Here is a 19,642-nt window from a genome sequence, read left to right as displayed (position 1 = left end):
TGCGCCCCTGCCCCCGGTACTCAAGCTTTACGCACGCAGCATCAATGCGAGCCGAATCGACCCGCATCGTCTTGCCAAGGCTATGTCAGGGAATTTGACGATTGCAAGCAAAGCGCTGGTCGGCCTCGTCTCATCGCGAGGCCGACCGGACGCCTACGGGTGTTAGCGCCCGTCAGGCGTACGCACGCCGGCCCAGCTGTCGCGGACCTGCTGGTAGTGAACGCTCGGATCGTAAATCGTGGTCGCAAGGCCCAGGACCTGCGGCGCCAGACGGCCGACGGCAGCCAGCACCTGATAGGAAGCGACGACGCGGTCGTGCTGCGCGGTCACCAGCGCGACGCGCGCATTGACCAGCGCCTGCTGCGCGTTGAGCACGTCGAGCGTGGTGCGCTGACCGGCCTTGGCCTCTTCACGAACGCCGTTCAGCGCGATCTCGGACGCCGTCACCTGCGCCTGCGCCGACTGCACCTGCGCCTTGCCGGCCTGCAACGACCCCCACCACTGCACCACGGTCGCACGGGTCTGGTCGCGCGTGGTTTCGAGGTTGAGACGCTGCTGCGCCAGGTTTTCCTTGGACTGGCGGATCAACGCATATTCTGAGCCGCCCTGATAGATCGGCACCGAAAGCTGAGCAGTCGCGGCGGCGTTGAAGGATCGCAACTGAATGATGGACTGTTCGTTGGCCTGCGTGGCCGATGCCTGGATCGTAAGCGTTGGCAGCAACGCACCTTCGGCGACCTTGACCTGCAAATAGTTGACGTCGATGCCGTACATGGCGGCGGTGACGTTGGGATGCTCAATCAAGCCGAGCTCCACTGCGGCGGCGAGCGACGGGGGCAGGAAACGATCGACCGGCGAGCCTGGCGCAAGGTTTGTCGGCTCATTGCCGATGATGCGGCGATAAGTGGCACGGGTCGTGTTGAGATTCGCTTCAGCAGTCAGCGCCTGCGTCCTGCCGGCTGCCAGCTGTGCTTCCGATTGTGCGACGTCGGTGCGCGTCACTTCGCCGACATTGAAGCGGTCACGAGTCTGCTTGAGCGTCTGCTCGAGCACCCGAACGTTGCTGCGCTGGACTTCGAGCGTGGCCGAGTCGCGCAGATAGTCCATGTAAGTCGTGGCGGCTTGGAGAAGGACGCTTTGATCGAGGCTGCGCAGCGCTTCGCGCGAGCCGGACACCTGACTCTCCGCGGCGCGTGTCCGGTTGGCAGTCTGGTTACCGTTGTAGAGCGTCTGGGAAGCGGTGATTCCAACGCTGCGAGGCATGGTGGTTCCATGGATCGCGTTGGTACCCACGCCACTCTGGAGGTCCTGATATTGATAGCCACCGCTCGCCGTGAGCGAGGCCCGGGGCCGATAGCCGGACAGGGCCTGAGGCACGTTTTCGTCGGTCGAGCGCACTTGGGCGCGCTGTGCGTTGAGCTGCGGATTGTTCTGATAGGCGCGCACCAGCGCGGACTCGATCGTATCCGCCAAGGCAGGCGTCGGCCCGGCAAGCGCGAGCAGCAGGACCGAAACCGCAGCTCCGGTGAAGAGCTTCACCCCATGCATCCCAAAATTTCCGTTCATTCTAGCGCCCGGCTCGTGCCCGCGAGCTGGGTTACCATCTACCGAGTGGAGTCGTTGCCCCGCCGCAACATAGGATGCGAATCGGCGCGACGGAACTACCTCAGCGTAGTTCCCGGTGGAAACTCTTAACGTGCAGCATCCCGGCCACACTTCTGATTCAGAACGGGATTTTAACGGGCTTTGGGCCGTCAGAAGACGAAGGCGGCAGCCCGTGCCAGCCCGGGAAGGACCGGGGCGGCGGCGTCGAACAGGGCCCGATGGCCGAATTCGCCGTGGGTATGGGTCACGATCATCGCCCGCGGCGGCCTGGATTCGGCGGACACCCCCACCAGACGCCCGCCCTCCTTCAGCTGCCCGAGCAGCGCTTCCGGCGTCACCTCAGTCGCGCCATTGAGGATGATCACGTCGTAGGGAGCGGCGGACGGATCGCCTTCGGCGCAGGCCGCGGCCTTACAGGTGACGTTGGCAAGGTTCAGCGCAGCCAGGGCGGCCTTGGCCTTCGCAGCCAAAGCCGAATCGCATTCGGTCGCGGTCACCTGCCGCGCGAGCTTGGCGGTCAGTGCGGCGAGGTAGCCCGTGGCGCAGCCGACCACCAGCACGTTGTCGCCCTCGCCGATCTCGGCGGCCTGGAGCAGCTTGCCGGTCAACTGCGGCTTGATCAGGAAGCGCTTGGCTTCGCCCTCGCTCACATCGAGGTCGAGATCGAGATAGGCAAGCGCCTGCCGGTCGGCCGGCACAAAGGCCTCGCGCGGAACCACGAGCATGGCATCGAGAACACGACGATCTGTGACGTCATTGGTGCGCACCTGGCCATCGACCATTTTAAGGCGCGCGGTCGAGAAACCGGACATTTGCGGACCCTGCAAGGCGGACGACGCCGCGGACGAAATTCGCGGCATCTTTGGAGCATGCACGGCCAAAACGCAACACGGCCGTTAGCCTGCGGGACTAGGCTTCGGCTTCTTATCGCCTCGGGGGCGGGCGGGATTATTCGATCGCTACCGCCAGGCGACCGATCAGGGCGGCGACCTCGTCCAGCCGTGCCGAATCGGGCGTCTCGACCGCTCGCGCCAGACAGGCCAGGCATTCGTCGTCGCTCAGCTCGGGAATCTCGGCCGGAAGAATCGAGGGGGCCATATGGTCGACCTGGACGTCTGGCATGGGAATCAGCTCCGTTAAGATCCGGCTATCGCGAAGCTCGATTTCAATTGAGTCGATTTGGCGCCGTCCGCATGGCGTGACGGGGCCACTCCACAACACATCTGCTTGAATGCGATTCCCGGCCGCGATCGCGCAAAGCGTCGTTCAGAAGGCACGGCAACGAGATCGCGCATCGCGCGAGGGCGCAACCGTAAACTGTTGAATGTGCGGTAGAATTTGGCTCCCCGGGCTGGATTCGAACCAGCGACCATCCGATTAACAGTCGGATGCTCTACCGCTGAGCTACCGAGGAAAAGGCGAACCAGTCGTTCGCGCGCGGCTGCGTATAACAAAGCCGCTTGCGCTTGCAAAGGACGAATTCGTCATCATCCGCAACGCGCCGGAGGGAGGTTGGGATGCTCCCTCCTCCGGACCATCCCGGCCGAGGGCTACTCCGCGAGGAACGAGGTCGTCTTGGTGCCGGGATCGTAGCGCAGCCGCAGCGCGGTCATCTTGCAGAGGTTGCGGATCGCGCTTCGCTAATCCACCCCACGCTGCTATCACGACCGCCGACAGACCAGATCGATCTCGATCAATGCGTCATACGCCAAGCCAGTGACACCGACGCAGGTCCGGGCTGGCAGGCGGTCCGGCGGAAAGTACGTGCGGTAGGTCTCGTTCATCGCCGCATAATCTTCCTTGAAACGCGTCAGATAGATCCGCGTCATCACGACGTGCTCGAGGCCGAGATCGAGGCCTGCCAAGACGATCTTCAAGTTCTCCATCACTGCGCGGGTCTGCGCGACGATGCCCTCGGGCAACTCGCCCGGCGCTTGCGGCGTGTCCGGCATCTGGCCGGTGACGAAGACGAAGCCATCGGTCTCCACGGCGTGGCTGAAGGGTGCGACCGGCTTTGGGCCGCCGCTGATCATGTGGAATTTCACCAAAAATGTCCTTGTTAAGGTGCGTCCTGAAACAGGCGCTTGCTGAGGATGGCGTGCACGCCCCAATTGCCGTCGACGACTTGCGTGACGCCGAAATCGACGGCGGCCGACATCAGCGCGATCGCCTCGTCCTCGCTGAGGCCTTTGACGTTCATCAGGAAGCGCCGCATCTTCCGGAATGCGTCCTTCATGGCGAGATCGAGCGACGACTTCGCGTAGACCTCGCTCTGCCCCTGGGCGCCGAACTCCGCGAGGTAGTTCGGATGGCTGAAGCCGGTCAGCACCCAATCGGTTGCAGTCTCGATGAGGGGATAAGACAGATCGGCGAAGGGCTGTCCGGCGAGATCGGCCTTCTTGTGCAGGATCACCTCGAAGGTGCCGGTCATCGAGCATTCGATCGCGGTGCCGCTGAGTTCGCCGTCGCCCTGGGTGGCATGGGGATCGCCGACCGACAACAGCGCGCCGGGAACCGAAACCGGAAGATAGACCGTCGCCCCCTTCCCCAGCCGCCAATTGTCGAGATTGCCGCCGAAATAGGAGGGTGGCACGGAGTCGATGAAATCCACCTCGCGCGGGGCCACCGCGATCACGCCGAAATGCGGCCGCAAGGGAATCTTGATCCCATCGAGCACGGCATGCCGGCGCTTCACCGTGCCGGGCGCCACGGGAACTCCGGGATAATCATAGGCCGCGTGCACCACCCCGAACGGATCGGTTTGCGGTTCCCAGCGGTAGGAATAGAGCGCGCGGGCGTGCGGCGCGTCGATGTCGTCGAAGATCTCATAGATCGTCACGACCTCGCGCGGCTTCGGACCCGCGAGAAACTCGTTGTAGTGATATCCCCACCAAGCTGCGACGGAGGAGCCGAACACGCGGCCTGAATGTTTGGGATGACGGCTCGCGCGCGGCACCATGTCGAGAATCCGCACCTCCAGCACGTCGCCGGGCTGGGCGTCCTTCACTGCCACGGGACCGGTGCAGATGTGCACGCCAAAGCCTTCGCCAGCGCCGCGTCCGAACACGCTGGCATCCATCGGACCCGCGCCGCGGCGATCCACGTTCTTCCTGGCCTTAGTCCAGCCGAACACGCTTTCAGCGGCGACATCGCCCGCGATCATCAACTCGGGGTCGTCGGAGGCGTGCTGGGTCAGCGTCTCGATGGTGACGGTATCGCCCGAGGCGATCTCGAGTTGCGGCTGCAGCGAGCGGCTGAAATAGCCCCAGTGAACACGGTTGGCTTCGATCGGGAGATGATGGTGCTTGCGACCCTCAGCTCTCGGCTCGTCGAAGTCGGCGAGGCAGACATTGCTGCGCGCCTCCGTCCCCGTCTGATGCGCGCGGAGCTGTGCCAGCGCGTCCTGCGGCCAGCCGCGCTGACCGATGATTCCGTGCTGTGCCGTCGCGCGCTCCGCCTCCTGCTGGCGAAACTCGCGCGGCGGCAGGCCGAAGCGATGGCGGAAGGCGCGGCTGAAATGCGCGGAGTCGCCAAAGCCGTAGGCGTAGGCGATCTCCGAGATCGAACGATGCGCCTCGGTCGGATTGGACAGGTCGGCCCAGGCGCGCTGAAGCCGCCGCTCGCGAACGTAGTGGGTGAAATTGTCGCCGACCGTCTCGAACAGTTTCTGCAAATAGCGTTCGGAAATGCCCTCGGCTTGCGCCACGCGGGCCGGCACCAGATCGGGATCGTCGAGGCGACGCTCGATGATCTGGCAGATCCGGTGCAGCAGCGCAGACTGCGCCGCGCTTGATCCGGGATCGGAGGTCGACGCCGCCAGCTGATGCGCGAGCGTCAGGAGAAGATCGACGAGCGACTGCGCGAGCGAATTCCATTCGGCGTCACTCAGCGTGTCGAGCGTGCGCGCGGCCGCGTCCAGCAGGCGCGAGAACACGTCGGCAAAGCCGGTGGTCGGCACGACCCGGGCCTCGCCGAGCCGCGGCTTGCCCGAAAGGCGCCCGTGCAGTGCTTCGGACGTCACCGACAGCACGATGGCGCGCATGTCGCGCTGGAACACGATGCTCCAATCGCCGCTGCGCGGCAGCAGCACGAGGTGGCCGACGGGAACGATACGATGACTGCCGGCGCTTTTCAGCACCATGCCGTCCTCGACCGGCATCAGAGCGATGGGCAGGTCCTCGTTCGCTCGCGAGAGCGGACCAACGCTCTGCGCGCCCGCAGCCATGCGCGTCAATGCGACGCCTGCGGCGTGCCGGTGCGAGGCGGTCGCGTGTCCGTCGAACAGGCCGTGACCACCCGCGGGTTGCAGGCCGACCGCAGCCAGCACGTCCCGCCAGGCATCGGGCCGGTCGTCTTGCGCGTAGGACTCGCTCGTGAACGGGCGGAAGCTCATCGGATCGACCCAGATTGCAGTCGATCGAAGCAACCTCCGTGCCAGACGTGCGCGGTCATCGGTCGCAGCGACGGGCCGCAGATGCGGGTTCTCCTTCACGCCTTCATCCCGAATATCGAATACACATCAATGCATTAGTCGCACCGAAAAATGTTCTTCCGGATCGTGCCATGGACGCCCCAATTGGCGTCGACGACCTGGGTGACGCCGAAATCGGCGCCGACCGACAGCAGCGAGATCGCCTCGTCCTCGCTGAGACCGTGCACTGTCATCAGAAACCGACGGAGTTTTCTGAACGCATCGCGCATCGCACGGTCGAGACTCGCGTGATTGGCAATCTCGGTTTGCGCATCTGCGCCGAGCGCGGCGAGATAGTTCGGATAGGTAAAGCCGTAGAACGACCAGGCATGATCGGTCTCGAGCATGGGGTGGTCGAGGCCTTCGAGGCTGGTGCCGGCCAGATCGGCCTTCTTGTGCAGGATGAACTCGAAGTCGCCGGTCAACGAGGTCTCGATCGCGGTGCCGCCGAGCTCGCTGTCGCCTTGCGCGGCATGGGGATCGCCGACTGAGAAATACGCGCCTGGGACGGCGACCGGATAAAACATCCGCGCGCCCTTGCCGATGCGCCAGTCGTCGATGTTGCCGCCGGTATAGCTTGGCGGGATCGAGCTGACGAAATCGGCTTCCGATGGCGCAAGGCCCATGGTGCCGAAGTGCAACCGCGCCGGCACCTTCACGCTCGAGAGGATGTTCTCGCGCTTCCTGATGGTGGCGTGGTCCACGCGCACGCCGGGATAGTCGATGGTCGGATGCACGATGCCGTCGGGGTCGGTCTGCGGCGTCCAGACGTAATTGTAGACGGCCTTCGCGTAGGGCTCGCCGGAGGTGTCGAGCTCGAAAATGGTGACGACCTCGCGCGGCTTCGGCTCCTCGATGAGGTCGTGGTAGTGAAAGCCCCAGTTCGCTGCGACGTTGGAACCGAAGCAACGGCCGGCGTGGCAGGCACTGCAGCTCGGCCGGGGCCGGACGTCGAGGATGCGCACTTCGAGAATATCGCCGGGCTCAGCGCCTTCGATTGCGACCGGACCGGTGAGGAGATGCACGCCGATCCCCTCGCCTGCGCCGCGGATGAACGGGCCCTCGACGGGGCCGGAGCCGCGGCGCGCCACCGCCTTGTGCTCCCGGGTCCACTGGAACACGCTCTCGGCGCCCGGATCGCCCTGGATCATGCGCTCGTAATCGTCATTCGCATGATGCGTGAGCGTCTCGATCGTAGCGCGATCTCCAGAACGCAGCGTCAGGGCCGGTGCGACCGCCTTGGAGAAATAGCCCCAGTGAACGGTCTTCGGCGAAACCGGCAGCGTGACATGCTTCATGACTTCAACTCTTCTGACTTGGCCTGTTCGGGAGTCGTGAATCTTGCGGCGGCGGCGCTCATCGCACCGCCTCCGGCGTCTTGTCGGCTTCCATCACGTTGAGGAAACGCGCCGTCAGCGGATTGCGGGGATTGGAGAGCACCTCGTGCGCCGGCCCCTCCTCGATGATCGCGCCCCCGCTGAGGAACGCGACGCGGTCGGCGACCTCGTCGGCGAAGCGGATCTGGTGCGTCGAGATGATCATCGTGAGGCCGTCGTCGATGGCAAGGCGGCGGATTACCTCCAGCACTTCGTTGACGAGCTCGGGATCTAGCGCGGAGGTCGGTTCGTCGAGCAGCAGCACGCTCGGGTTCGGAGCGAGCGCGCGGGCGATGGCCACACGCTGCTGCTGGCCGCCCGAGAGATGCCGGGGCAGCGCGTCGGCGCGATGCGAGAGACCGACGCGGTCGAGCAGCTCGGTGGCGCGGCGGTCGGCATCGATGCGGGTCATGCCGTGCACCCAGCGCAGGGGGCCGGCGACGTTCTCCTTGGCCGACAGATGCGCGAACAGATTGAACTGCTGGAACACCATGCCGACGCCGACGCTGGCGCGCTCATCGGCGATGGCGCGCGGCGACAGCCGCTTGCCGTTATCGTCGAAGCCGAGGCGGCGGCCGCCGACGCGCACGGTGCCGGCGTCCCAGTTTTCAAGATGGTTGATGCAGCGAAGCAGCGTGCTCTTGCCGGAGCCGCTGGGACCGAGCAGCGCAACGACCTCCCCGACCCGCACCGTGAGGTCGAGGCCGCCGAGCACTTTTTGCGCGCCATAACTCTTGGTGAGGTCCTTGGTCTCGACCGCGATGTTGTTGCGCGCGATCGTCGCCGCACGCCGGGTGCGCTCCTCACGGGTCAACGCCAGCGGCGGTGTCTCGGCAGGCTCGGCCTGCACGGGTTCGGGATCGGCGACGGTCGTCTCGGCCAATTCGACCTTGGTGGTGAGGTCAACACGACGCCACGGCAGATAATCGGCGAGCTTGCGCTCGCGGCGCGTGGTGCGGTCGAGATCGAGCCACCATTCGACCACAAGCTGGATGACGCTGATGGCGAAGGTCAGCACGAGGTACAGCAAGCCTGAGGCGAAGAAGATCGAGAAAAAGTCGAAGGTCGAGGACGCCAGCTGCGTCGAGCGCAGGGTCAGCTCCTGCACCGCGACGACGGAAGCGAGCGAGGAATTCTTCAGGGCGCTGACGGCCTCGTTGCCGAAGGCCGGGATCATGGTGCGGATGGCCTGCGGCGCGATCACCCGGCGCATCAGCACCGACGGCGTCATGCCGAGCGCCTGCCCCGCCGTTACCTGGCCGCGGTCGACGCCGAGCACGCCGGCGCGCAGCATCTCCGCGATGAACGGCGCCTCGTTGCAGGCGAGCGCGAGGCCGGCGGCCAGCACCGCCGGCAGCTTGATGCCGATATGCGGCAGCGCGTCGTAGGCGAACACCATCTGCAGGATCAGGGGCGTGCCGCGGAAGATCACGGTGTAGGCCCTGGCGATTGCCGCAAGGAGCCAGAAGCGCGAGAGCTGCATGCCGGCAAGGATCAATCCGAGGATCAATCCGCCGCCGAGCCCGAGGGCGGTCACCTCGAGGGTGAGCTCGATGCCCTCAAGCAGATACGGCATGCTCAGATAGTGGAGGAACAGCGACATCAGCCAGCCGTCATGAGAGCGGGATCAGGTTTGGTCGAAGGCGGTGGATGGGCTGATCACCTCTCCCTTAGGGAGAGGTCGGATCGCGTCGTTCGATGCGATCCGGGCGAGGGTTACGCTTGCACCGAGTTTGCCGCGCCCCCTCACCCGGCGTTTCGCGCCGAGCTCTCCCCGTCGGGAGAGGTGAGCCGCACTCAATCGGCGGTCAGGATGTCCGGCTCCTTGAAGTTGTTCACGTCGAGCCCGTGCTTCTTCAGAAGCTCCATATGCGTGCCGGCCTTCTGCACCTCGATCAGCGCAGCCAGCACGGCGTCGCGGAATTTCGGCTTGTCCTTGGGCACGGCGATGCCGACGGAATACGGGATCGTCACCGCGATCGCCTTCTCCAGCTTGTCCGGATAGGCCTTCACCGCGCTGTCGACGGTGTTGACGTCGTTGACATAGGTGTCGGCACGGCCGGCGAGGATCGCCTGGATGCAGTTGGCGTTGTTGTCGTAGAGCTGGATGGTCGGCTCCGCCTTGCCGGCCTTCTTGCACTCGGGGATCAGGGCCTGGATCAGGGGCACCTCGACATAGCCGGTGTTTTCGGCGGCAGCCGCGCCGCACATCGACATGTTGATGCCGTTGATGCCCTTCGGATTGCCCTTGGCGACCAGCACACCGTCGAACACCTTCGAGTAGGTGATGAAGTCGGCCGCCTTGGCACGCTCCTTGGTGGCATAGATGTCGGAGATGACGATGTCGGCCTGGCCCGCGGCCAATGTGGTCAGCAGTGCCGCGAATGTCACCGGCTTGTAGGTCAGCTTGAAGCCGAGGCATTCACCGATGGCCTCGCCGAGATCGATGTCGAAGCCGATATATTTGCTGGGATTCTTCGGATCGATCGTCTCATAGCCCGGCGTGTGCGGATTGATAGCGTTGACGAGCGTCTTGCCCTTCCAGTCCGGATATTTCTCCTGGAGCGCGGCACAGGCGGCGGGCGCCGCGGCCTGTGCGCTCAGCGGTGCTGCGGCTACCAGGCCAAGGACGACGCTGGCGCCGAGCGCGAGCTTGCGCAAAGGCGTTGCGCGCGCCGTTCCCCGCCGCGCCTGGGGCAATACCCGTCTCTCCATGTCCCGCTCCTTCGAATTGTCATGGCAAAGGCCATGTTCCAGATCTCAGAAGCGAGCTTAGGGGGAGAGCCAGCGGGAAAGCTTGTCCGCGGGCGTACAAAAAATTGGATGGAGGGGGCCTGCGATTTGGGCAGGCGTCTGCCCAAAAACTGCTCGGGCGCGAATTGGCGCGATACGCAATTGTCGAATTCGGGGGGAATCAATGGTTTCGATTGAGAGAGATCTGCACGATCAAAGCCTCACACAGTGAGGCCGCTTGACCGAGATAAGACGGGCGCTGGACGCATCTGCCCGCCGACGCCGCGATATCCACAGCCTGTCCGCAGCATATCCACAGGCCGGCTACGCCGGATTCGCCAGCCCTCGCGAGGCACTTGCTGCGCACAAATCCACCGAGCCAGCCATGTCAGCCGCCGGCCTGATCGAACACGCTGCGGCAAGCCTCGCTCAAGCTTGAGCGGTTACGCCGCAGGCAGGCCGTGATGGCGCGGACATTGGGGATCTCGCCGGCGCAGAGCCGGTAGACATCGGGCGTGCAGGCCCGGCGCTGTTCGGCCGTCCCCTGCCCGTGGGCGGCGGAGGCAAACAGCGTCAGGAACAGCCCGACCGTGGAGGCGCGGCGCGCCCGGCTCTTCACACCCGCAAACCGCAAGAACCTCGCCTTCATGACCAGTCTCCCGTTCCGCCCTGCTCGCTCCGGCCTGCATTGGCCGGTATGCCAATGGGTTAAGAGAAATAAACCGCTGAGGATGTGATCTCTTTCACACTGCCTGCGCAGCGGAGGAACCTAGAGTTTCGGCGGGGATTTTTAGAAATCGCTAACCAATCGGGGCCCGATCGCCGGATCGTTAAAATGCGAACGATCGGCTCAACCGGGTAACAAACCGGCTTTGCGACATTGCGCCGTCCGCGTTCTGCGAGGGTGCGATGAGAAGCGAAGCCGAATTCAATCTGCTGCTGGATGCCGTCCGGGACGCCATGGTCGTTGAAGATTTTGCGCCCGCGCCGGAGGAGGAGTTCGTGCCACGCTCGTGGAGTTTTGACGCGACGTCCGGGAGAACTCCGATGGCCGCCAATGACAACGAGGGCGCCTGGCCCCTCCTGCCGTTCCCCGACGGCTGGTATGCGGCCTGCTGAGGCTGCTATCATTGTGAGCCGTAGCGGCCGCCTCGCCGGCGTTTTGCCGTAGGCGCTGTGGGAAAGCCGGCGCCGCGACGATCAGGTCTCGACGCGTTCCTCGCCATCCTGCGGCACCCGGTCGGGTGCGGCCGATGGAAAGATGCTGTCATAGATCGCACGGGCCTCACGGATGAGACGAGCCCGCTCCAGCTCGGATTTCGGGACAAATCGGACGATGTCGCCCACGGGTGCTCCAGCGCTCGTTGATGTCAGTCGCATCACTTCGCAGATGCGAAGTGTATGCCAACGGGCGTGAATCCAGGGTTTCCAGCGCCCCCCGGGCAAATCCGGGGGCACCAAGAGGCGAGCCTCGCCGGCGCACCCAACGGAATACGGTCAGAACTGAGTTCCGCTGAAAAATCAGATATTTATGATGGAGGCCACGTCGGGACTCGAACCCGAGTAAACGGTTTTGCAGACCGGCGCGTAACCACTCCGCCACGTGGCCCCGTAAGGGCGGACCAATATAGGGGATCAACGGGTTAGGCAACCGCCTTTGCCCGATTTTGGCCGGAGGCCGCCCCTAAAGCGCAATGAGATCCGGATGCATCCTCATCGCGCTTTAGCTCGTTGTTTGCGCATGATCTCTTCCGAAAACCGCTTCGCACTTTTCCGGATCATGCCTTAGCGGGGACCTTCGCACCGCTACGCGTTCCTCGCGCCGGACCCGAGCCAGATATTGCGCGAGAATCGTATCGGTTACCCCGGCCGCGATGATCCGCCCCTGCTCCAGCAAAATCGCCCGGTTGCAGGTGCTCTGGATCAGCTCGATGTCATGCGAGGCGAGCACCAGGATGCCGGCGCGGGCGACGATCTCATCGAGCCGCTGCCGCGCGCGCTGTCCTCGGTCCAGATGATCGGCGTGAGAAAGAAGACGAATTGCAGGCCACTGACGATCGCCGAACCAATGTCGCGGAAACGCACGCAGAGCATGCCGAGCGCGACCGAGCCGCCGAGCAGCGCGAGGAACAGGATCGCAAAGCCGGGCAGCGCGAGCGGCATGCTCCAGTGCAGCGGCCAGGACATCACGACGTAGAGCAACACGACGATGACCAGATGATGCGCGAAGATGCGCACGTTGCGCGTGATCATCTGGAGGACATGAACGATCAGCGGCGCCGGCACCGCCGTGATGAGATGGCCGGACGCTACGAAGACGTTGGAGCCCTCCTGCAGCGTCGTGGCTAGATGGCGACCTGTGCCGCCGACGGTCTCTAGACGCCCGCGCCTCGCGGTGCAATCGACCGTACAGATGAGTTCGGCCGAAGTCAGGCCCGTTTGCGCCGCCGGAAGTCGCGCCGGCCCTTCGGGGCAGGTTTGGGCGCCAGTTCCGGCATCTCGGCCTGGACCTCGCGGTAGCGTGTTAACAGCCGTTCGAAACTGGCGTTCAGGGTTTCCGCGATGTCGGGACGCCGCTCGAGGCCGGCAAGAATCGTTGCCGCGGCCTCGATGGTCGAAAGCCCGTCCTTGCGCGGCTCCTTGCGCAGACGCCCATAGCGCGAGGGGTGCGCGGGGTTGAGGATCACGCGCTGGCACTTGAGCATCCAGGGATTGCGCCACCACAGCGCCTTGGCCTGGCTCCAGGTGCCGTCGAGCAGCACGATGCCTTCGAGCTTGCCGAGGATGGCGCGCTGGTTGTCCGCGACCTCGCCCTTGCGGTTGAGCGCAACGACCTCGGCTGCCGCTTCAAGATCGGCGGCACGGGCCGAACCGAGATAAAGCACGGCCCAGTGCGAAGCGTTCTCGACGTGATGGCCCAGCGCCTTGGACAGGCTCGGCCAGGACAGGCCGACCCGCACCGTCGCCTTGGCGAAATGCCCGGCAAGCAGGCGCGCTGTGCCGAGCGCCCTGTCCTGCTCCTGCGGGTGCTGCAGGATCAGGAGCGACAGCCGATTTTCAATCGGCGTGATGCTGTCGCAGATGCACAGCGGCATCGGCTTCTGGCAACGCGGGCACTCAGGAATCGGCTCGGCCGCGGCTGGATCTGGTGGGTTCGACATGGGCGCCGCTATACGCTTGATGCGGCGCTTCAACAACCTATTCCGCCGGCGCAGGCACCGGACGCGGCTCCGACCGCCGCCGCAGGCGGTCGATCAGCAGGTAGATCACGGGCGTGGTGTAGAGCGTCAGGATCTGCGAGACGAACAGACCGCCGATGATGGTGATGCCGAGCGGACGGCGCAGCTCCGTGCCGGGGCCGGTCGCCACCACGAGCGGAATGCCGGCGAACAGCGCCGCCATGGTCGTCATCAGGATCGGGCGGAAGCGCGCCTGGCAGGCCTCGAAGATCGCCTCCGCCGAGGACAGGCCGCGCTGGCGTTCGGCGTCGAGCGCGAAATCCACCATCATGATGCCGTTCTTCTTGACGATGCCGATCAAGAGGATGATGCCGACGAAGGCGATCACCGTCAGCGGCGTATTGGTGAGCTGCAGGGCGAGCAGCGCACCCAACCCGGCCGAGGGCAGCGTCGAGATGATCGTGAGCGGATGGGCGAGGCTCTCATAGAGCACCCCGAGCACGATATACATCGCCACCAGCGCGCCGAGGATCAGCAGCGGCTGGCGGCCGCTGGTCTTGGCGAAGTCGCCGGCATTGCCGTCGAAGCTGCCGCGGATGCCTTCGGGCATGTGCAGCTCTTCCACCGCGCGCTGGATGTTTTGCGTCGCCGCCTGGAGCTGCACGTCCGGCAGCAGGTTGAAGGACACGGTGGTCGAGGGAAACGACTGCGAATGATAGACTGCGAGCGCGGCCAGCCCGCGCGTCGCATGCACCACGGCCGACAGCGGCACCTGCGCATCGCCCGCGCCGGCAACATAGATGCGCTCGAGGTTGGAGGGATCGACCTGGAATTTCGGATTGATCTCCAGCACGGTCATGTACTGGTTGCGCTGGGTGTAGATGATCGAGATCTGCCGCTGCGAGAACGCGTTGTTCAGCGCGTTGTCGATATCCTGAACCCTGACACCGAGCGCCGAGGCCTTCTGGCGATCGATCGTGAGCGTGAGCTGGAGGCCGCCGGGATCGCGATCGCTGGAGACGTCGGTGATACCCTCGACGCTTTCCATGCGCTTGGCGACAATCGGAGCCCATTTCTGGAGCAAACCGAGGTCGGTGCTGGTCAGCGTGTACTGGTAGTCGGAGTCGCTCTGCCGCCCGCCGGCGCGCACATCCTGGGCGGCGAACATGAAGAGGCGGATGCCGGGCACCGGGAACAATGCGCGCCGCAGGCGATCGATCACGACCTGCGTCGAAACGTGATCGCGCTCCTCTGGCGGCTTCAGGCTGATGAACATGGTGCCGCGGTTCGAGGTTGCGCCGCCCGGCCCGCCTCCGCCGCCGACCGTCGAGCCGATGCCGGCCACCGCCGGATCCTGCATGACGATGTCGGCGAGCCGCTGCTGAAGGCTAAGCATAGACTGGAACGAGATGTCCGCGGAGGCGCGCGTCGCGCCGATGACGAAGCCGGAATCGTCGGTCGGAAAATAGCCCTTGGGGACCTTGATGTAGAGCATCACCGTCAGCCCGATCGTGGCGAAGAACACCAGCAGCGTCAGCAGCGGGAATTCCAGTACGGTACGCAGGGTGCGGGCATAGAATGCGACGATTCGCGACAGCGATCCCTCGATGATGCGATCGAACAGCGTCGCGGTGCCGGACGTGGTTTGCCGGATGTAATGGGCGCAGATCATCGGCGTGACCGTCAGCGACACCAGCGTCGACACCACGATCGCGAAGGTCAGCGTCAGCGAAAATTCGCGTAGCAGACGGCCGACAATGCCGTCCATGAAGATCAACGGCGTGAACGCCGCGATCAGCGACAGGCTGATCGAGACCACGGTGAAGCCGATCTGCCTGGCGCCCTCGATCGCCGCCAGGAACGGCCGCATGCCGTGCTCGAGATTGCGGTACATGTTCTCGATCATGACGATGGCGTCGTCGACCACGAATCCGACCGAGATCGCCAGCGCCATCAGCGACAGATTGTCGATCGAGAAGCCCGCGACCCACATGCCGGCGCAGGTGCCGGCCAGCGCCAGCGGCACCGAGATGCCAGCCGCGATCGTCGGCGTCAGACGGCGCAGGAACACGAACACCACGACCATCACCAGGATGGCAGTCGCCAGCAGCGTCCATTGCATGTCCATGACGCTGGCGCGGATCGTGCTGGTGCGGTCGACCAGGGTGGAGACGTCCACGCCGGCCGGAATCCACTGCTTCAGCTCGGGGATCAGCGCCTTCACCCGGTCGACGGTATCGATGACGTTGGCGTCGCCCTGTTTGGTGATCTGGATCAGCACCGCCGGCTGCTTGTTGAACCACGCGATCGAACGGGCATTGCGGACGCCATCCTCGATCTCGGCGACGTCGGACAGCCGCAGGAAACTGCCGTTCGCGCTCTTGATGATGATGTCCCGGAATTCCTTGGCCGTGCGCATCTGCTTGTTTAGCGACAGCGTCTCACTCTGGCGCTCGCCGTTGAAGATGCCGACGGGGCCGAGCGGATTGGCGTTGATGATGGCAGTCCGGACGTCGTCGGTGGCGATGCCGGCGTTCGACAGCGCCACAGGATTGAGCTGGATCCGCACCGCCGGCTGGTCCGCGCCGCTGATCGTCACGTTGCCGACGCCGGGGACCTGGGAGATGCGCTGGGCCAGCACGGTGTCGGCGACATCGTAGATCGCGCTCGCCGCAAGGGTCTTCGAGGTCAGCGCCAATACGAAGACGGGCGCTCCGGCGGTGTTGGCCTTGCGGAAGCGCGGCAGCGCCGGCAGGTCGCTCGGCAGGTCGACCAGCGATGCGTTGATCGCCGCCTGCACGTCGCGCGCGGCCTTGTCGATGTTGCGGCCGATGTCGAACTGGAGCTGGATGTTGGTGGTGCCCAGCGACGACGTCGATGTGATCTGGTTGATGCCGGCAATCTCGCCGAGCCGCCGCTCCAACGGCGAAGCCACGGTCGCCGCCATCACGGATGGATCGGCGCCCGGCCGGCTGGCCGAGACGAAGATGGCGGGAAAATCGACGTTCGGGACCGAGGCGACGGGAAGGAAATCGTAGGCCACGACACCCAGCAGGAACAACCCGATCGACAGCAGCGTGGTCGCGACCGGGCGGCGGATGAAGGGTTCCGAGATCGATGCCATCACTGCATCCCCTCGGTCGCGCCCGCGACCGGCGGACCTCCCGGCTCGGCCGGCGGCAGCGCCCGCTCGAGGCGGCGGTTGATGCGGTCGAGCGCGAGGTAGATCACGGGCGTGGTGTAGAGCGTCAGCAACTGGCTCAGCAACAGGCCGCCGATGATGGAGATGCCGAGCGGGAAGCGCAGCTCGGCGCCGGTGCCGCTCTCGATTGCGAGCGGCAGCGCACCGAACAGCGCTGCCAGCGTCGTCATCATGATCGGTCGAAAGCGCAAAAGGCACGCCTGCACGATCGCTTCCTGCGGCGACATGCCCTGCCCGCGCTCGGCTTCGAGCGCGAAGTCGATCATCATGATCGCGTTCTTCTTGACGATGCCCATCAGCAGGATGATGCCGATCAGGCCGATCACCGAGAGGTCCTGCCCGCACAGCATCAGCGCAAGGATGGCGCCGACGCCGGCCGAGGGCAGCGTCGAGAGGATCGTGATCGGGTGGATGTAACTCTCATAGAGCACGCCCAGCACGATGTAGATCGTGATCACGGCGGCGAGCAGCAGCCATGGCTGTCCTGCCAGCGCCTTGGCGAATTCGGCGGCGTCGCCGGAATAAACGCCGACGATGCTGTTGGGCATTGCGATACGGGTCTCGATCGTCTTGACCGCTTCGACGGCATCGCCGAGCGCTGCGCCCGGCGCCAGGTTGAAGCTGAGGGAGATCGCGGGGAATTGCGCCTGATGGGAGATCGCCAGCGGCGCAGTGGTGCGCTTCAGCGTCGCCACGGCCGACAGCGGCACCTGCGCGTTGGGCGTGCCTGCGGTCGCGCTCGCGGCCCCCGGCAGATAGAGCTTCGACAGGATCGAGGGATCGCGCTGGTACATCGGCAGCGCCTCCAGCACCACGCGGTACTGGTTGGCCTGGCCGTAGATGGTCGAGATCTGTCGCTGTGCGAAGGCGTCGTTCAGCGTGTCGGTGATGCCTTGCAGGCTGACGCCGAGCTGGCCGGCGCGGGTGCGGTCGACATCGAGCTGCGCGCGCAGGCCGCCTTCCTGCGCCTCCGAGGAGACATCGCGGAACAATGGATCGCGCCGCATCTCCGCGACCAGCTTGCGCGCCCATTCCGACACCAGCGCCGCATCCGTGCCGGTCAACGTGTACTGGTACTGCGAGCGGCTCGACTGGGTCGAGATCTGCACGTCCTGCACCGGCTGGAAATAGACGGTCATTCCGGGGATGCCGGATACCCTCTCCTTCAGCCGGACAATGACCGCGCTGACATCGTCGCGCCGCTCGCCGCGCGGCTTCAGCGACATGACGAGGCGGCCGACATTCGTAGTCGGGTTGACCGAGCCCGCCCCGATGACCGACACCACCCCGGTCACATCAGGATCGGCCTTGATGGCATCGGCAACCTCGGTCTGCCGCTTCCGCATCTCCGCAAACGACACGTCGGGCCCCGCCTCCGTCACCGCCGTGATCGAGGCGGTGTCCTGAAGCGGCAGGAAGCCTTTTGGCGCGACGACGTAGAGGACGAGAGTCGCGACCAGCGTGGCGAAGGTCACGACCAGCGTCGTGCGCTGGTGCTGCAACACCACCAGCAGCGTACGGTGGTAGGCCTCGACGGTGCGGTCGATGAAACGGCTGATGGCGGCGAGGCCCGGCACCGCCAGCTCCTCATGCGCGTGCTTGAGCAGCCGCGAGCACATCATCGGCGTCAGCGTCAGCGAGACCACGGCCGAGGTCACGACCGCGATCGTCAGTGTCAGCGCGAATTCGCGGAACATTCGCCCGACGAGGCCTGACATGAACAGCAGCGGGATGAACACCGCGATCAGCGATACCGTCAGCGAGATCACGGTGAAGCCGATCTCGCTGGCGCCCTTCAGCGAGGCCTCCATCGCGCTGTCGCCGTTCTCCATGTGGCGGACGATGTTCTCGATCATCACGATGGCGTCGTCGACGACGAAGCCGGTGCCGATCGTCAGCGCCATCAGCGACAGATTGTCGAGGCTGAAGCCGGCGAAATACATGATGCCGAAGCTGGTGATCAGCGACAGCGGCAGTGCCACGCCGGCGATCAGGGTCGCCCGCAGCGAGCGCAGGAACAGCAGCACCACCAGCGTCACCAGCACGACACTGAGGACCAGCGTGAACTGCACGTCGTGGACCGAAGCGCGGATGGTCACGGTGCGGTCGGAGACGATAGTGAGGTTCACGCCGGCCGGGATCGCGCGCTGCACCTTGGGGATTTCGGCGCGGATCTGGCTAACGACGTCGATGACATTGGCGCCGGGCTGGCGCTGGATGTCGATGATGACGGCGGGCGTGCCCTGGTACCAGCCGCCGGTGCGGTCGTTCTCCAGGCCGTCGACGATCTGCGCGACATCGGCGATGGTGACCGGCGAGCCGTTGCGGTAGGCGATGATGATGGGCTTGTAGGCGTCGGCGGCGGCGATCTGGTCGTTGGCCGCGATGATGTAGGCCTGCTGGGCGCCGTCGAGCGAGCCTTTCGGCCCGGAGACATTGGCATTGGCGATCGCAGTGCGCAGATCTTCCATGGCAATGCCGTAGGCGGCGAGCCGCGCCAGGTCCGCCTGGATGCGTACGGCCGGCTTCAGACCGCCCAGCACCGAGACGCGCCCGACGCCGGAAATCTGGCTCAGCCGCTGCGCCAGCAGCGTATCCGCGATGTCGCTCATGGCCCGCAGCGAGATGGTGTCGGAGCGCAGCGCCAGCGTCATCACCGGAGCGTCCGCCGGGTTCACCTTGGCGTAGGTCGGCGGATAAGGCAGCGTCTTGGGCAGCACGCCCGCCGCGGCGTTGATCGCGGCCTGCACGTCCTGGGTCGCGCCGTCGATGTCGCGGTTGAGATCGAACTGCAGCGATATCTGGCTGACGCCGAAGGAGCTGGTCGAATTCATCGCCGACAGCGAAGGGATCTGGCCGAGCTGCCGCTCCAGGGGCGCTGTGATCAGCGAGGCGATCACGTCGGGGCTCGCGCCCGGAAGCTGCGTCGTCACCTGCACGGTCGGGAAATCGACCTGCGGCAGCGCCGAGACCGGCAGCGCGAAATAGCCCAGCAGCCCGCCGATCAGAAGCGCGATGCCAAGCAGCGAGGTCGCGATGGGACGACGGATGAAGGGTTCGGAGACACCCATGGGAT

At 65.1% G+C, this 19,642-nt stretch carries 15 protein-coding genes and 2 tRNA genes; 1 reads left to right on the top strand and 16 read right to left on the bottom strand.

The features are described 5' to 3' along the window. Positions 1 to 162 precede the first annotated feature (162 nt). The 10 genes from CIT39_RS17135 to CIT39_RS17090 all read right to left on the bottom strand — a co-directional run bounded on the left by CIT39_RS17135 (position 163) and on the right by CIT39_RS17090 (position 10,834). On the bottom strand, positions 163 to 1,548 hold the full coding sequence (locus CIT39_RS17135) for a TolC family outer membrane protein (RefSeq protein WP_094974199.1): 1,386 nt from the start codon (positions 1,546 to 1,548) through the stop codon (positions 163 to 165). Positions 1,549 to 1,754: 206 nt separating this feature from the next. Next, a complete protein-coding gene (locus CIT39_RS17130) occupies positions 1,755 to 2,417 on the bottom strand; it encodes a protein-L-isoaspartate O-methyltransferase family protein (protein WP_094974200.1) in 663 nt (220 codons plus the stop codon). A 136-nt stretch (positions 2,418 to 2,553) separates the two neighbouring features. Beyond that, the gene (locus tag CIT39_RS17125; protein WP_094974201.1) at positions 2,554 to 2,727 is read right to left on the bottom strand and encodes a hypothetical protein; all 174 of its coding nucleotides are present in this window, start codon (positions 2,725 to 2,727) and stop codon (positions 2,554 to 2,556) included. A gap of 217 nt (positions 2,728 to 2,944) precedes the next feature. Then, positions 2,945 to 3,019: transfer RNA gene (locus CIT39_RS17120), tRNA-Asn, on the bottom strand. A gap of 247 nt (positions 3,020 to 3,266) precedes the next feature. Then, entirely contained in the window at positions 3,267 to 3,650 is a 384-nt protein-coding gene (locus tag CIT39_RS17115; protein WP_094974202.1) for a RidA family protein, read from the bottom strand. A gap of 14 nt (positions 3,651 to 3,664) precedes the next feature. Then, positions 3,665 to 5,998: an acetamidase/formamidase family protein gene (locus tag CIT39_RS17110; RefSeq protein WP_162308899.1), complete on the bottom strand. Its 2,334-nt coding sequence runs from the start codon at positions 5,996 to 5,998 to the stop codon at positions 3,665 to 3,667. A gap of 134 nt (positions 5,999 to 6,132) precedes the next feature. Beyond that, complete coding sequence (locus CIT39_RS17105; protein ID WP_094974204.1) at positions 6,133 to 7,374, bottom strand: acetamidase/formamidase family protein; 1,242 nt, start codon at positions 7,372 to 7,374, stop codon at positions 6,133 to 6,135. A 58-nt stretch (positions 7,375 to 7,432) separates the two neighbouring features. Beyond that, positions 7,433 to 9,055 (bottom strand): amino acid ABC transporter permease/ATP-binding protein, encoded by a 1,623-nt coding sequence (locus tag CIT39_RS17100; protein ID WP_094974205.1) that lies wholly within the window; start codon positions 9,053 to 9,055, stop codon positions 7,433 to 7,435. Positions 9,056 to 9,249: 194 nt separating this feature from the next. Further along, entirely contained in the window at positions 9,250 to 10,167 is a 918-nt protein-coding gene (locus CIT39_RS17095; protein WP_094974206.1) for an ABC transporter substrate-binding protein, read from the bottom strand. 406 nt (positions 10,168 to 10,573) lie between these two features. Further along, complete coding sequence (locus CIT39_RS17090; RefSeq protein WP_094974207.1) at positions 10,574 to 10,834, bottom strand: hypothetical protein; 261 nt, start codon at positions 10,832 to 10,834, stop codon at positions 10,574 to 10,576. A 260-nt stretch (positions 10,835 to 11,094) separates the two neighbouring features. On the opposite strand from CIT39_RS17090, the gene CIT39_RS17085 reads away from it, so the two are divergent. Next, entirely contained in the window at positions 11,095 to 11,304 is a 210-nt protein-coding gene (locus tag CIT39_RS17085) for a hypothetical protein (RefSeq protein WP_094974208.1), read from the top strand. Between the two features lie 81 nt (positions 11,305 to 11,385). Here the strand turns inward: CIT39_RS17085 and CIT39_RS17080 are convergent, their stop codons facing one another. The 6 genes from CIT39_RS17080 to CIT39_RS17055 all read right to left on the bottom strand — a co-directional run bounded on the left by CIT39_RS17080 (position 11,386) and on the right by CIT39_RS17055 (position 19,637). After that, positions 11,386 to 11,532, bottom strand: coding sequence for a hypothetical protein (locus CIT39_RS17080; RefSeq protein ID WP_162848653.1), 147 nt, complete (start codon positions 11,530 to 11,532; stop codon positions 11,386 to 11,388). Positions 11,533 to 11,720: 188 nt separating this feature from the next. Continuing rightward, positions 11,721 to 11,794, bottom strand: a tRNA-Cys gene (locus tag CIT39_RS17075). A gap of 314 nt (positions 11,795 to 12,108) precedes the next feature. Then, the gene (locus tag CIT39_RS17070) at positions 12,109 to 12,438 is read right to left on the bottom strand and encodes a hypothetical protein (protein WP_244607598.1); all 330 of its coding nucleotides are present in this window, start codon (positions 12,436 to 12,438) and stop codon (positions 12,109 to 12,111) included. A 176-nt stretch (positions 12,439 to 12,614) separates the two neighbouring features. Next, complete coding sequence (locus tag CIT39_RS17065; RefSeq protein WP_094974210.1) at positions 12,615 to 13,346, bottom strand: tRNA-uridine aminocarboxypropyltransferase; 732 nt, start codon at positions 13,344 to 13,346, stop codon at positions 12,615 to 12,617. 37 nt (positions 13,347 to 13,383) lie between these two features. Further along, the gene (locus tag CIT39_RS17060; RefSeq protein ID WP_094974211.1) at positions 13,384 to 16,488 is read right to left on the bottom strand and encodes an efflux RND transporter permease subunit; all 3,105 of its coding nucleotides are present in this window, start codon (positions 16,486 to 16,488) and stop codon (positions 13,384 to 13,386) included. Continuing rightward, positions 16,488 to 19,637, bottom strand: coding sequence for an efflux RND transporter permease subunit (locus tag CIT39_RS17055; RefSeq protein WP_094974212.1), 3,150 nt, complete (start codon positions 19,635 to 19,637; stop codon positions 16,488 to 16,490). Before CIT39_RS17055 ends, CIT39_RS17060 begins: the two co-directional genes overlap by 1 nt. Between the last annotated feature and the right edge of the window lie 5 nt (positions 19,638 to 19,642).

This window comes from Bradyrhizobium symbiodeficiens (assembly GCF_002266465.3).
Lineage (GTDB): Bacteria > Pseudomonadota > Alphaproteobacteria > Rhizobiales > Xanthobacteraceae > Bradyrhizobium > Bradyrhizobium symbiodeficiens.
This window is presented reverse-complemented; position numbering and strand designations above follow the sequence as displayed.